The 14,607-nt window shown below is 69.3% G+C and carries 7 protein-coding genes; 5 read left to right on the top strand and 2 right to left on the bottom strand.

What is annotated here, in order from left to right:
- Window positions 1-89 precede the first annotated feature (89 nt).
- On the bottom strand, window positions 90-1,109 hold the full coding sequence (locus A3CQ_RS0144680) for a LacI family DNA-binding transcriptional regulator (protein WP_026206893.1): 1,020 nt from the start codon (window positions 1,107-1,109) through the stop codon (window positions 90-92).
- 181 nt (window positions 1,110-1,290) lie between these two features.
- On the opposite strand from A3CQ_RS0144680, the gene A3CQ_RS0144675 reads away from it, so the two are divergent.
- Genes A3CQ_RS0144675 through pulA form a run of 5 tightly spaced genes read left to right on the top strand, consistent with a single transcriptional unit; the run spans window position 1,291 to window position 12,197 of the window.
- The gene (locus A3CQ_RS0144675; protein WP_020517479.1) at window positions 1,291-2,550 is read left to right on the top strand and encodes a sugar ABC transporter substrate-binding protein; all 1,260 of its coding nucleotides are present in this window, start codon (window positions 1,291-1,293) and stop codon (window positions 2,548-2,550) included.
- An 11-nt stretch (window positions 2,551-2,561) separates the two neighbouring features.
- The gene (locus A3CQ_RS0144670; protein ID WP_020517478.1) at window positions 2,562-4,172 is read left to right on the top strand and encodes an ABC transporter permease subunit; all 1,611 of its coding nucleotides are present in this window, start codon (window positions 2,562-2,564) and stop codon (window positions 4,170-4,172) included.
- Window positions 4,169-5,014: a sugar ABC transporter permease gene (locus A3CQ_RS0144665; RefSeq protein ID WP_020517477.1), complete on the top strand. Its 846-nt coding sequence runs from the start codon at window positions 4,169-4,171 to the stop codon at window positions 5,012-5,014. Before A3CQ_RS0144670 ends, A3CQ_RS0144665 begins: the two co-directional genes overlap by 4 nt.
- Before the next feature lie 10 nt (window positions 5,015-5,024).
- On the top strand, window positions 5,025-6,806 hold the full coding sequence (locus A3CQ_RS0144660; protein WP_026206892.1) for a glycoside hydrolase family 13 protein: 1,782 nt from the start codon (window positions 5,025-5,027) through the stop codon (window positions 6,804-6,806).
- Window positions 6,807-6,815: 9 nt separating this feature from the next.
- Window positions 6,816-12,197, top strand: coding sequence for a pullulanase-type alpha-1,6-glucosidase (gene pulA, locus A3CQ_RS0144655; protein ID WP_020517475.1), 5,382 nt, complete (start codon window positions 6,816-6,818; stop codon window positions 12,195-12,197).
- On the opposite strand, the gene A3CQ_RS63875 is transcribed toward pulA, so the two are convergent.
- Window positions 12,131-14,566: a putative bifunctional diguanylate cyclase/phosphodiesterase gene (locus A3CQ_RS63875; RefSeq protein ID WP_020517474.1), complete on the bottom strand. Its 2,436-nt coding sequence runs from the start codon at window positions 14,564-14,566 to the stop codon at window positions 12,131-12,133. The two genes, pulA and A3CQ_RS63875, sit on opposite strands and share 67 nt — an antisense overlap.
- Between the last annotated feature and the right edge of the window lie 41 nt (window positions 14,567-14,607).

The following is a 14,607-nucleotide window of genomic DNA, read 5'->3' as shown; positions in this document are numbered from 1 at the left end:
GAGGCGCGCCTGATCCGGTTCAGTGCCGAAACCGCCCGCGAGTTCGTGCAAACTCTGAAAGAACTTGCACGCGAGAAGCCGCGAGAAACTCAGCCGACGGGCACCGAGCGGCGGGACGGGGCGATCGCCGTCGACTCGCGCACGACCAGTTCGGGGCGGAAGAGGTACTCCGAGTGCGGCGCGCCGTGGCCGTTGATCTCGTCTACCAGGCAGCGGACGGCGGCCACGGCCATCGACGCGACCGGCTGCCTCAGTGTCGTCAGTGGCGGGTCGGTGAAGGCGATCAGCGGCGAGTCGTCGAAACCGATCACGGAGACGTCTCGCGGCACGGCCAGGCCGCGCTTGCGAGCGGCCCGGATGGCACCCAGCGCCATCAGGTCGGAGCCGCAGACGATGCCGGTCACCCCCTGCTCGATCAGGCGATCCGCGGCCACCTCGCCACCCTCCACTCCGAACAGCGTCAGGGCTACGAAGTCGTCCAAGCCCTCCCGATCCAGGGCGGCGCGGTAGCCGGCCAGCTTCCGCTGGGTATTGATGAACCGGTTCGGTCCCGAGATCATCCCGATCCGCTGGTGGCCGAGGGCGACCAGGTGGCTGACCGCCAGGTCGCCGGCGAGCCGGTCGTCGCAGGAGACGAAGGGCGCCTCGATGGTCTCCGCGTACCCGTTGACCAGCACGATCGGGAGCGGTCGCTCGATCAGTCGCCGATACCGCGAGGGGTCGGCCGCCGTGTCCGCGGACAGGCTCGACACGAAGACGATCCCGCTCACCTGCCGGTCGAGCATCATCTCGACGTACTCGTCCTCGGTGACGCCGCCCGGTGACTGCGTGCACAGCACCGGCGTGAATCCCTCCTGGGCCAGCGTCGACTCGATGACCTGGGCGAACGCCGGGAAGATCGGATTGTCGAGCTCGGGCACGATCAGCCCGACCAGGCCGGCGGAACGCTTGCGCAAGCGTTCCGGGCGTTCATAGCCGAGAACGTCGAGTGCGGTCAGCACCGCTTGCCGCGTTTCGGGGGAGACACCCGGCCGGTCGTTGATGACGCGCGACACCGTCGCCTCACTGACCTGGGCCTGTCGGGCGATGTCGGACATCCGTGCTCGCATGCCGGGCACTGTACCGATGACGTGTTGCCGGCGAACACCCTGCAAGCCCTTCCATTCTCTGCAAGTGCTTGCTAACGTCCCCGCAACACGGCCGACATAAGTCGATCAAGCGGCGGTCGGTTGTCGCAACTTCTTTCAACGATCCGAAGCGAAACGAACCCAAGACCAAGGGGAGACGTATATGCGCATCCGTGCCGCGGGTGTGGCCGGCGCCCTGACCCTTGCCCTGCTCGCCGCCGGTTGCGGTGGCAAGAGCGACGACAAGGGCACCGCCGCCACCGACCCGAGCGCCAAGGCCGCCACCGGCGAGCTCGTGATCTGGGCCGACGACAAGCGCGCCGCCGCCCTCAAGCCGTTCGCCGACAAGTTCGGCACCGAGAACGGCGTGACCGTGAAGATCCAGGCGATCTCGAAGGACCAGCAGACCACCTTCGTGACCGCGTCCCAGCAGGGCAGCGGCCCGGACGTCATGGTCGGCGCGCACGACTGGATCGGCAACCTCGTGCAGAACGGCGCGATCGACCCGGTCCAGCTCTCCGACCAGCAGAAGTCCGGCATCGCCGGGAACGCGCTCAAGGCCGTCACCTTCAACGGGCAGACCTACGGCGTCCCGTACGCGACGGAGAATTTGGCCTTGATCCGCAACACCGACCTGGCGCCCGACTCTCCCGCCACCATCGAGGACCTGGTTGCCACCGGCCAGAAGCTGATCTCCCAGAAGAAGGCGTCGGAGATCCTCTGTCTCCAGGTCGGACAGACCGGTGACGCCTACCACCTGTACCCGCTGTACTCGTCGGCCGGCGGCTACCTGTTCGGCACCACGGCGAACGGCGACTACGACCCGAAGGACCTCGGCGTCGGCACGCCCGCCTCGGTAAACGCGTTCAAGAAGATCGCTGCGCTCGGCGAGAAGGGCAACAAGACCCTCAAGCGCTCGATCACCTCGGACAACTCGATCTCGACGTTCACCGGCAAGAAGTGCGCGTTCCTGGTCTCCGGACCGTGGGCGATCACCGACGTCAAGAAGGCCGGGATCAAGTACGACATCACGCCCGTTCCGCCGTTCGCGGGCGGCAAGCCGGCCCAGCCGTTCCTCGGCGTGCAGACGTTCTACGTCGCCGCGAAGGGCAAGAACAAGGCGCTCGCCCAGGAGTTCGTCACCAACTACGTGACGACCCCCGACCTCGCGGTCGCCCTCTACCAGGCCGAGCCCCGGCCGCCGGCGCTGACCGCCGCGTTCGACCAGGTCAAGGGCACCGACCCCGACCTGGCCAAGTGGCAGGAAGCCGGCAAGAACGCGATACCGCTGCCGGCGATCCCCGAGATGGCCGCGATCTGGGACCCGTTCGGCAAGGCCGAGGCCGCGGTGGTCGGCGGCGCCGACCCGGCCAAGACGATCGAGGCCGCCGGCAAGACGATCTCCGGCTCGATCAACAAGTGATCACCGAGTAGATGACGACGCAGCTCGGAGGGCCCGCGACGCGGGCCCTCCCCGCCCCCGAGAAGAAGGTCGCGCCCGAGCCGCGCGATCGCAGCCTGGCGAGCCAGATCATCAAGATCACGCTGCTGGGACTGGTCGTGGCGATCGCGATCTGGGCGTCCTTCCCCCTGATCGAGAACAAGGCGTGGATCGGCCTCGCCCTGCTCGCCGCGACGACCGCGGCCCTGCTCTACCTCTACCTGACCCCGCGGCACATCCCGGCGAAGTACCTCGCGCCGGGAACCCTGCTGCTCATCGTGTTCCAGGTCTTCCCGGTCCTCTACACAGCGAGCACCGCGTTCACGAACTACGGCGACGGCCATCGCGGGACCAAGCAGGAGGCCGTCGTGGCCATTCAGACTGCTTCCGTCACGCAGGTGCCGGGTTCCATCGAGTACGCGTTGAGCGTGGCGACCACCGGGGACCCCGCGACCGGGCCGCTCGTCTTCCTGATCACCGACCCGGCCACCAGGGCGGTGTCGGCCGGTGACGCCGGTGGCCTCAGGAAGCTCGACCCGGCCGACGTGACCGTCACCAGCGCCGGCAAGGTCACCGCGGCCGACGGCTATACCGTGCTCACGTTCGGCCAGGCGTCGCTGCGCAGCAAGGAGATCACGGCGCTCGCGGTCCCGGTCGACGGCGGTGCCATCCGCTCGTCCGGGCTGTCCCGGGCGTACGAGGGGAAGGCCGGCCGGGTGTACGACGCGGGCTGCGACTGCGTCCGCGACACGACGACCGGCAAGACGTGGACCGCCGACGGGAAGGTGGGCGCGTTCGTCGGCGAGGGCGGCGACCGGCTCGCCCAGGGCTGGAAGGTCAGCGTCGGGTTCTCGAACTTCACCCGGGTGGTCACCGACCCGGACATCTCCGGGCCGTTCCTGCGCACGCTGGTGTGGAACTTCGTCTTCGCGATCGGCTCGACCGGCGGCACGTTCGTGCTCGGCATGCTGGTGGCCGTCTCGCTGCACTCGAAGCGGGTGCGCGGGCGCAACCTCTACCGCGTGCTGCTTGTCCTCCCGTACGCGATGCCGGCCTTTGCGATGTTGCTGGTCTGGCGGGACATGTTCAACAAGGACTTCGGCCTGATCAACACGTTCTTCGGTACCGATGTCGATTGGCTCGGGCAGCCGGCCACGGCCCGGATCGCGGTGCTGCTCGTCCAACTGTGGCTGGGCTATCCGTACATGTTCCTGGTGACCACCGGCGCGCTGCAGGCGATCCCGGCCGAGCTCTCGGAGGCCTCGCGGATCGACGGCGCAGGCGCCTGGCAGAGCTTCCGCCGGATCGTGCTGCCGCTGCTCATGGTCGCGCTGACCCCGCTGCTGATCTCGTCGTTCGCGTTCAACTTCAACAACTTCAACGCGATCTACCTGACCACCGAGGGCGGGCCGTTCGCGCCGGACAACCCGGCCAACGGCGCCACCGACCTGCTGATCACGTACACGTACCGGCTGGCGTTCGGCGGCTCGGGCGCGCAGTACGGCTACGCCGCGGCCATCTCGATCTTCATCTTCCTGATCGTCGGCACGATCTCGGCGATCGCCTTCCGGAGGACAAGACAACAAGAGGAGGTGTACGCGTGAAGTGGTTCAAGAAGGTCGGGTGGCGGCATGCTGTCGGCGTCGTGGCCGTCGTCTTCTCGCTCGGGCCGATCCTGTTCGTCATCTCGGCGGCGGTGAATCCACTGGGGACGCTGTCGTCGAGCCAGATCGTGCCGAGCGGCATCTCCCTGGACAACTTCACCAAGCTCCTGCGGGACACCGACTTCGGGCAGTGGTTCCTCAACTCGGTGATCATCGCCGGGACGGCCTCGGCGGTCGCCGTCTTCGTGTCCGCGCTCGCCGCGTACGTCTTCAGCCGCCGGCGCTTCCGCGGCCGGCGTACGGGATTGTTGTCCCTGTTGTTGATCCAGATGTTTCCGCAGTTCCTGGCCGTGGTCGCGATCTTCCTGATGTTCGCGACGATCACCGACTACTGGCCGGTGATCGGCTTCAACACCTGGTGGGGCCTGGTGCTGCTCTACCTGGGCGGCGCGCTGGGCGTGGGCACCTGGCTGATGAAGGGCTTCTTCGACACCGTGCCGCGCGAGCTCGACGAGTCGGCCACCGTGGACGGCGCCGGGCACGCGCAGGTGTTCTTCCGGATCCTGCTGCCGCTGGTCGCGCCGGTGCTCGCGGTGACCGGGCTGCTCGCGTTCATCAGCACGATCAACGAGTTCATCTTCGCGAACATCTTCCTCACCGACTCGAGCGCCAAGACCCTCTCGGTCGGGCTGTGGGGACTGGTCGCGGCCGAGCAGCGCAACACCAACTTCGGCATGTTCTGCGCGGGCACGCTGCTCACGGCGATCCCGACCGTGCTCGTGTTCCAGCTGCTCCAGCGCTACATCGTCGAGGGGCTGACGTCGGGCGCGGTCAAGGGATGAGTGTCGAGGGATGAGAGTGCATCACGACGGCTCCGAGCTGTACGTCTCGTCGCAGAGCCCGGCTCTCGGCGAGACGGTCAGCCTGTTCGTCCGGGTGCCGGCCGGGGTCCGGGCGAGCCGGATCCACCTGCGCCGGCTCTCCGACGGCGAACCGGTCTTCACCTCGGCCGTCGTGGACCGCACCGACCGGCACGGGGACGTGTGGTGGCGGGCCGAGATGCCGGTGCGCAACCCGGTCACGCCGTACCGATTCCTGGTGCGCACGGCCCTTGGTGTGCGCTGGCTGACCGGCGCCGGGCTGACCCACTACGACGTGCCGGACGCCACCGACTTCCGGCTGATCGCGCACCCGCCGCCGCCGGCCTGGGCGAGCGACGCCGTCGTGTACCAGATCTTCCCCGATCGATTCGCGCAATCCTCAACGAGAGCGATGGCCTCCGAGAAAGACCTGCCGGACTGGGCGACCGGATCCGCGTGGGCCATGCCGAGCGCGCGCGGACCAAACGCCACCAAGGTTCTGTACGGGGGTGACCTGGACGGGATCATCGAGCGGCTCGACCACATCGCGGCCCTGGGTGCGAACACGCTCTACCTCACCCCGTTCTTCCCGGGCCGCTCGAACCACCGTTACGACGCGGCTTCGTTCGACCACGTCGACCCGCTGCTCGGCGGCGACGAGGCGCTGATCCGGCTGAGCCGGGCCGTGCATGACCGCGGCTGGCGGCTGCTCGGCGACCTGACCACCAACCACACCGGCGCCGCGCACCCGTGGTTCACCGAGGAGCGGGGCTTCTACTACTTCAAGGCCGGCGGCGGCTACGAGTGCTGGATGGGCCACCCGTCGCTGCCCAAGCTCAACTGGGGCTCGGTCGAGCTGCGCCGGCGGTTTCGCGCGGTGACCCAGCGCTGGCTCGCCGAGCCGTACCGCCTGGACGGCTGGCGGATCGACGTCGCGAACATGACCGGCCGCCGCGGCGCCGACGACTGGACGCACGAGGTGGCCACGCTGCTGCGCAGGGCCGTGCACGAGGCTCGCCCGGACGGCCTGCTGATCGCCGAGCACGCCCACGACGCCGCGCCCGACCTCGACCGGGACGGCTGGCACGGGACGATGAACTACGCCGGCTTCACCCGTCCGGTGTGGAGCTGGCTGCGCGCCGACGACCTGCCGTTCGACGACTTCCTCGGGGTGCCGGTCGAGGTGCCGCACCGGGACGCGGGCGCGACCGTGGCCGCGATGTCGGCGTTCGCGGCGCAGACGTCCTGGCGGTCCTGGACGACCTCGTGGCAGATGCTCGGCTCGCACGACACGGCCCGGATCCGCACGGTGGTCGGCGACGCGGCCCGGCACGAGGTCGCGGCCGGCCTGCTGATGACCCTGCCCGGCACCCCGATGATCTTCGCGGGCGACGAGGTCGGGCTGACCGGAGCGACCAACGAGTCGGCCCGCCAGCCGATGCCGTGGGGGCGGCCCCGGGACGACGCGACGTTCGAGCGATACCGGGCACTGATCGCGCTGCGCCAAGGCAGCGAGGCGCTGCGGAAGGGCGGGCTCCGATGGGTGTACGCGACCGGCGACAGCCTGGTCTTCCTGCGGGAATCGGCCGGCCAGACCCTGCTGGTGCTGGCCCGCCGCCGGGCCGGGGAGCCGCTGCGGCTGTCCGGGCTGCCCGCCGACACGAACTGGACGAACCTTTACGGCGGCGCCAAGCCGCTGTACACCGAACGAGATGGTTCCACCACCATCGATGGCTACGGCCCGGCCTTCCAGGCCTGGGTAGCAGATAATTAAGGGGACACCGTGGTCGCGAAACGAAGGCCGCTCCTGGCCGCCGTGCTTTGCCTGTTCCTTCCCTTCCTCATAGCCACGCCGGCCAGGGCCGCGGCCGGTCCGCCCAGCGACGCGACAATCGCCAGCTGGGGGAGCGATCGGCTCGACACCGCCGAGCAGTACTACTTCGTCCTGCCGGACCGGTTCGCCAACGGCAATACGGCCAACGACAAGGGCGGTCCGAAGGGCGACCGGCTGTCCACCGGCTACGACCCGGCCGACAAAGGCTTCTACCACGGCGGCGACCTGCAGGGCGTGATCGACAAGCTGGACTACATCCAGGGGCTCGGCACGACCGCGATCTGGCTCGCCCCGGTCTTCAAGAACCGGCCTGTGCAGGGCAGCGGCAGCGACATCTCGGCCGGCTACCACGGTTACTGGATCACCGACTTCACCCAGGTCGACCCGCACTTCGGCACGAACGCCGACCTCAAGCGGCTGGTCAAGCTGGCACACCAGCGCGGCCTGAAGATCTACCTGGACATCATCGTCAACCACACGGCGGACGTGATCCAGTACGCCCAGAACAAGTACGACTATGTGGACAAGGCCACCCAGCCGTACCGGGATTCTGCGGGGCGGGCGTTTGACGACCGCAATTATTCGGATGGCAAGAACGGCTTCCCGTCGGTCTCGGCCTCGTCGTTCCCCTATACGCCGGTGTTCCCCTCCACGGCGGATAAATCGGTCAAAGTGCCGGCCTGGCTCAACGACCCGACGATGTACCACAACCGCGGCAACTCCACGTTCGCCGGGGAGAACGCCGAGTACGGCGACTTCTACGGCCTCGACGACCTGTGGACCGAGCGTCCCGAGGTCGTCCAGGGCATGACGAAGATCTACGCCGACTGGATCGCCGCCACCGGCATCGACGGTTACCGCCTCGACACGGTCAAGCACGCCGACCTCGACTTCTGGCCGCAGTTCAACGCAGGCATCGACGCCGCCGCGAAGAAGGCCGGCAAGGACGACTTCTTCATGTTCGGCGAGGTCTACAGCGCCGACCAGGAGATCGAGTCGACCTACGTGCGCGAGGGCGGACTGCCGGCCACGCTCGACTTTTCCTTCCAGGACGCGGCGAAGGGCTTCGTGACCGGCGCCGGCTCCGGGCAGGCACTCGCCGATGTGTACGCGAAGGACCCGCTCTACACCGCGCGCGACACCGACGCCGACCGCCTGCCGACCTTCCTCGGCAACCACGACATGGGCCGGATCGGCTCGTTCATCGAGTCCAGCGGCGCCCCGGCCGACACCTATCTGCGGCGGGACGAGCTCGCCCACGAGCTGATGTTCCTCACCCGCGGCCAGCCGGTCGTCTACTCCGGCGACGAGCAGGGCTTCACCGGGCCGGGCGGCGACAAGGACGCCCGGCAGGACATGTTCGCCTCGAAGACCGCCGATTACCTCGACGACGACCTGATCGGGACCGATCGCACCCACGCCGTCGACAACTACAACACCCAGCACCCGCTCTACCGCACGATCGCGTCGCTCGCGGCCCTGCGCAAGGCCAACCCGGGCCTCGTCGACGGCGAGCAGATCACCCGGTACGCGGCGTCCGGCCCCGGTGTCTTCGCGGTCTCCCGCCTGGACCCGGCCAAGCGGACCGAATATGTGGTCGCCGCGAACAACGCCACGACGACGCAGACCGTCACCTTCGACGTCTCCTCGGCGGGCACGTTCCGCACGATCTACGGTGGCAGCGCGGCCCTCAACGCCGACAACGGCAAGATCACCGTCACCGTGCCGGCCCTCTCCACCCTGGTTCTGCGCGCCGACAAGCCGCTCCCCATGGCGGCCGCCGCGCCCACCGTCACGATCAGCTCGCCGGCGGCCGGCGCGCTCGTGCCCACCCGCGCCGCCGTGACCGCGCAGGTCACCGGCGACCCGCTGGCCACCGTGACCCTCGCGGCCCAGGTCGGCGACGGCCCGTGGAAGCTGGTCGGCACCGCGGCCAAGGCGCCGTACACGATCTACCACGACCTCGACGGGCTGGCCGGCGGCACCACCGTGCGGTACAAGGCGGTAGTGCGCGACAGCCGGGGCCGGCTCGCCTCCGCCACCAGCGCGATCACCGTCGGCACGCCGGTCGTCTCGACCAGCCCCGACTACGCGGTCGTGCACTACCAGCGCGCGGCCGGCGACTATGACAACTACGGCCTGTACGTCTGGGGCGACGTCGACGACTCGATGTCCACCTCATGGCCCAACGGGCAGCCGTTCGTGGGCGAGGACGCGTACGGGAAGTTCGCGTACGTGAAGCTCAAGCCCGGCGCCAAGACCATGGGCTTCATCGTGGTCAGCAAGGACGGGGTCAAGGACGTCGAGGCCGACCGCTCGCTCGACCCGACGAAGAACCCCGAGGTGTGGCTGAAACAGGGCGACCCGGCCGTCTACACCAGCGCCGACTACCCGCCGCAGGACCAGAACACGGCGGTCATCCACTACCACCGGGCCGACGGCGACTACAGCGGCTGGGGTCTGCACGTCTGGGACGGCGCGGCCACCGGCACCGACTGGGGCTCGCCGCTGCCGCCCGCCGCGACCGACTCGTACGGTGTCACGTTCCGGGTGCCGCTGGCGGCCGGCGCGACCGGGCTCAGCTACATCATCCACAAGGGAGACACCAAGGATCTGCCCGACGACCAGCGGCTCGATTTCGCCACGGCGGGCCGGGAGGTCTGGCTGCTCGCCGGGATCACCGACCGCCTGCTGCCGGTGGTCAAGAAGGCGGGCAACGCCGGGGTCATCGACTTGACCAAGGAGTCGGCGGTCTGGATCGACCGGGGCACGATCGCCTGGAAGCCGAGCGACGCGACCGACGGCAAGAAGTACGCGCTGGCGTACGCGAACGACGGCGGCATTGGCGTGGCCGACGGTGAATTGACCGGCAGCTACCACGAGATCCCGCTGACCGTCCGGCGGGACGGTCTGACCGAGGCGCAGCGGGCGAAGTTCCCGCACCTGTGGCAGTACGACGCCTTCAATGTGCCCAAGGCGGACGTGCAGGCCATCCTCAAGGGACAGATCGTCGTCACCGAGCGGGACGCGGCCGGCAAGCTGCTCTCGGCGACCGGGGTGCAGACCGCCGGCGTGCTCGACGACGTCTATTCGGCCGCGACCCAGGCGACCCTGGGGCCGGTCGGCACCACCCTCTCGGTCTGGGCGCCGACCGCGCACACCGTCGACCTGCAGCTCTACGACACACCCGCCGCGGCGCCGCAGATCGTGACGATGAAGAGGGACGACCGCACCGGCATCTGGTCCGTCCGCGGTCCGGCGAGCTGGAAGGGCAAGTACTACGCGTACCGGGTCACCGCGTGGCAACCCGCCACGCAGAAGATCGTCACGGCAGCGGTCACCGACCCGTACTCCCTCGGCCTCTCGACGGACTCGAAGCTGAGCCGGATCGTCGACCTGGCCGATCCGGCGCTCGCGCCGGGAGGCTGGTCCGCCCTGCGCAAACCGGCCGCCACCGACCCCGCGAAGATCCAGATCTCGGAGCTTTCGGTACGCGACTTCTCGATGGCCGACTCGTCGGTGCCGGTCGGCTCTCGGGGGACGTACGAGGCGTTCACCGACCCGTCCACGGCCGGGATGAAGCACCTCACCGCCCTGGCGAAGTCCGGCGTCACCCACCTGCACCTGCTGCCGGTCTTCGATTTCGCCACGATCCCGGAGAACCGGGCCGACCAGCAGCAGCCCGCCTGCGACCTGGCCTCGCTGCCGGCCGACTCCGACCAGCAGCAGGCGTGCGTGGCCGCGGTCGCGGCCAAGGACGGATACAACTGGGGGTACGACCCGCTGCACTACACGACGCCCGAGGGCGGGTACGCCGTCGACCCCAACGACCGGACGAGGGAGTTCCGGCAAATGGTCGAAGGGATCAACCAATCCGGGCTGCGCGTGGTGATGGACGTCGTCTACAACCACACCTCGGCGGCCGGGACCGATCCGAACTCGGTGCTCGACCAGATCGTGCCGGGTTACTACCAGCGGCTGCTGGCCGACGGCACGGTCGCGAACTCGACCTGCTGCGCGAACACGGCGCCGGAGAACGCGATGATGGGCAAGCTCGTCGTCGACTCGATCGTGACCTGGGCCAAGGCGTACAAGGTGGATGGTTTCAGGTTTGACCTGATGGGCCACCACCCGAAGGCGAACATCCTGGCCGTGCGGGCCGCCCTCGACAAACTCACGCTCGCGAAGGACGGCGTCGACGGCAAGAACATCTACGTGTACGGCGAGGGCTGGGACTTCGGGGAGGTGGCGGGGAACGCCCGCTTCGTCCAGGCGACCCAGGCCAACATGGCCGGCACCGGGATCGGGACGTTCAACGACCGGCTCCGGGACGCCGTCCGTGGCGGCGGGCCGTTCGATGCCGACCCGCGGCTGCAGGGGTTCGCGTCGGGGCTGTACACCGACCCGAACGGGGACCCGGCGAACGGAACCGCGGCCGAGCAGAAGGCGCGACTGCTGCACGACCAGGATCTGATCAAGGTCGGGCTGTCCGGGAACCTGGCGTCGTACACGTTCACCGACTCGTCCGGGGCGACCGTGACGGGATCGCAGGTGGACTACAACGGGTCGCCGGCGGGGTATACGGCCCAACCGTCGGACGCGATCACCTATGTGGACGCGCATGACAACGAGATCCTGTACGACGCGCTGGCCTACAAGTTGCCGCAGGCGACGTCGGCTTCCGATCGTGCGCGGGCGCAGACGGTCGCGCTGGCCACGACGGCCCTCGGACAGGGGGTCGGGTTCGTCGCCTCGGGGAGTGAACGGCTGCGGTCCAAATCGCTGGACCGTAATTCCTTCAACTCGGGTGATTGGTTCAACCAAATCATCTGGAACTGCGCCGACGGCAACGGCTTCGGCCGCGGACTGCCGCCCGCCGCCGACAACGCCGACAAGTGGCCGTACGCCCGGCCGTTGCTGGCCGACCCCGCGCTGGTGCCGGGCTGCGCCGCCGTCAACCAGGCCGACCAGACCTACCAGGAGCTGCTGCGGATCCGCCGCTCCTCACCGGTCTTCGGCCTCCCGACCGCCGCCGAGGTGCAGAAGCGGCTCACGTTCCCGCTCTCCGGTGCGGCCGAGACCCCGGGGGTCATCACGATGACTCTGGACGGACGGGGAATCGACCGGAACTGGAAGTCGGTGACCGTGGTCTTCAACGGCACCCCGGCGGCCTCTTCGTCGACCGTGGCCTCGCTGGCCGGGAAGCGGATCACTCTGCATCCCGTCCAGCGGGCCTCGGCCGACCCGGTCGTCAGGACGGCGTCCTACGACAAGTCCTCCGGAACGTTCACGGTTCCGGCGCGTACGGTCGCCGTGTTTGTCGAAAGCTGATCGGCGGGGGCCGGCCGTCCCAGGTAGTAACCCTGGGCGTAGCGGGCCCCCATCCGGCTCAGCAGGCGAAGCTGATCCTCGGTCTCCACACCCTCGGCCACGACCTTCAGGCCGAGGGTGTGCCCGAGCTGGATCACGGCGCTGACCAGGTCCTGCTGGCGGGGGTTGTCCTCGAGGCCGGTGATGAACGAGCGGTCCACCTTCAGCACGTCGACCGGGATGTCGCGCAGGTAGCCCAGCGACGAGTAGCCGGTGCCGAAGTCGTCGATCGCGATCTTCACGCCCAGCTCGCGGAGCTCCTCGAGCCGCGCCGAGGTGACCGCGATGTCGCGCATGAGCACCGTCTCGGTCAGCTCCAGCACCAGGCAGTGCGGTGACAGACCGGTCGTGGCCAGCGCGTACGCCACCCGGTCGGTCAGGTCGGGGATGTCGAGGTTGGCCGCCGACAGGTTCACGCTCACCCAGGCCGGCGACGCGTCGGGAGTGCGGTCCTGCCACTGCTTCACCGCCAGGCACGCCTCGAACAGCACCCAGCGGTCGATCTCGGTGATCAGGCCGGTCTCCTCGGCGAGCGGGATGAACGCGCCCGGCTGCTGCAGCCCGCGCTCCGGATCCTCCCAGCGCACGAGCGCCTCCACCCCGGCCGTCTTCCGCTGGATCAGGTCGACCACCGGCTGCAGGTGCAGGCGCAGCTCGCCGCGGTGCACGGCGTCGCGCAGACGGGACTCGCTGTCCAGCCGGTCGAGCAGCTGCTCGTGCATGTGGCTCTCGAAGAGCAGGTAGCAGCCCTTGCCGCGGGCCTTCGCCGCGTACATCGCCACGTCCGCGTTGCGCAGCACCTCGTCGGCGTCGCCGTAGCCGGAGACACCCGGCACCACGCCGATGCTCACCGACACCACCGCCTTGCGGCCCTGCACGAGGAACGGCTGGTTCAGAGCGTCGAGGCAGGCCTGGGCGCGGGCCTCGACCGTTTCCCGGTCGGCGTCCTCGAGCAGCACCGCGAACTCGTCGCCGCCGAGGCGGGCCACGGTGTCCTGCGGGCGCAGCGCCGCGGCGAGCCGCTCGGCCGTGGTGCGCAGGAGCTGGTCGCCGGCGTTGTGGCCGAGGGAGTCGTTGACCTTCTTGAAGCCGTCCAGGTCCAGATACAGCACGGCGGTCAATTCCGTCCTGGCGGCGCGGGCCCGGGTCATCGCGTGCTCGAGCCGGTCCAGGAACAACTTGCGGTTCGGCAGGCCGGTGAGGCCGTCGTGCAGGGCCTGGTGGCGCAGGTCCCGCTCCAGCGCGCGCTGGCGACTGACGTCGCGCAGCACGACCACCGCGCCCCGCTTCCCGATGTGGCTGATCGTGTACGCGACCCGCACGGCCGACCCGTCGGGACGCTGCAGGGTGCCCTCGCGGTCCTCGTCACCCGCCACCAGGTCGTCGTCCGGCAGGACCTGCAGTGCCCCACGCGCGTCCTCGCCGAGCAGGCCGTCCACGCCGAGCCCGGTGATCCGGCCGGCCGCCGCGTTCGCGAACGTGATCCGCCCGTCCGCGTCGACGCCGCAGATGCCCTCGCCCGCGTTGGCGAGGATGCTGTCGGTGTACTCCTTGGCCAGGATCTCCCGCGCCGAGCGTTCCAGCCGCCCGGTCATGTCGTCGAAGGCGTTGCCGAGCCGGGCGAGGTCGTCGCGGCCCTTGAGCGCGACCCGCCGCGAGTAGTCGCCGTCCCGGATCACCTGCACGGCCCGGGTCAGCGAGTCGATCCGCCGGGTGATCGACGTGGCGATCACGAAGCCGAGCAGCACGACCAGCAGGATGCAGATCGCCCCCGCCGTGACGATCGCCTGCCGCGCGGGCCGGCTCGCGTCCATCATCTGGTTGTAGAGCTGGGTGTACTCGAGGATCACCGCGCCCTTGACGATGTTGGCCGGCCCGGTGACCGGCACGACCACCTGCAGCATCGGCTTCGGGCTGTCGTCGCCGTGCTCGACGAAGATCCGGGGCTTGCCATCCTCGATCGTGTGCGTGACCTCGTCGCCGCTGTCCTCGGTGAAGGTCTCGCCCACGTCTTCGGGCGCGGCGTCGGCGAGGATCCGCTTGAACCGGTCCACCACGACGATGTCCCGGTTCTGGTTCTGGTGCAGCCGGTCGAGGTACGAGGCGAGAGCCTCCGGGTTGTAGAACAGGGGCACGCTGGTCTGCCCGGCGCGGGCCGGCGGCAGTCCGAGCGCGATGTCCTTGGCCGCTCCGCCCGCCATCTGCTCGGCGGCGGTGACGGCGGCGCGCGCAGCCGAGGCGGAGTCGGCGTGCAGCACGATGGCGCCGGTGGCGGCAACCAGCGCCGCGGCGGCCAGGAATGCCCCCAGCAGCTTGTGCCGTACGTCCATCGCCCGTCCCGTCTCCCGCCCCCTCTGAAATCGGCGGCGGG

The organism is Paractinoplanes globisporus DSM 43857 (assembly GCF_000379645.1).
Classification (GTDB): Bacteria; Actinomycetota; Actinomycetes; order Mycobacteriales; family Micromonosporaceae; genus Actinoplanes; species Actinoplanes globisporus.
This window is presented reverse-complemented; position numbering and strand designations above follow the sequence as displayed.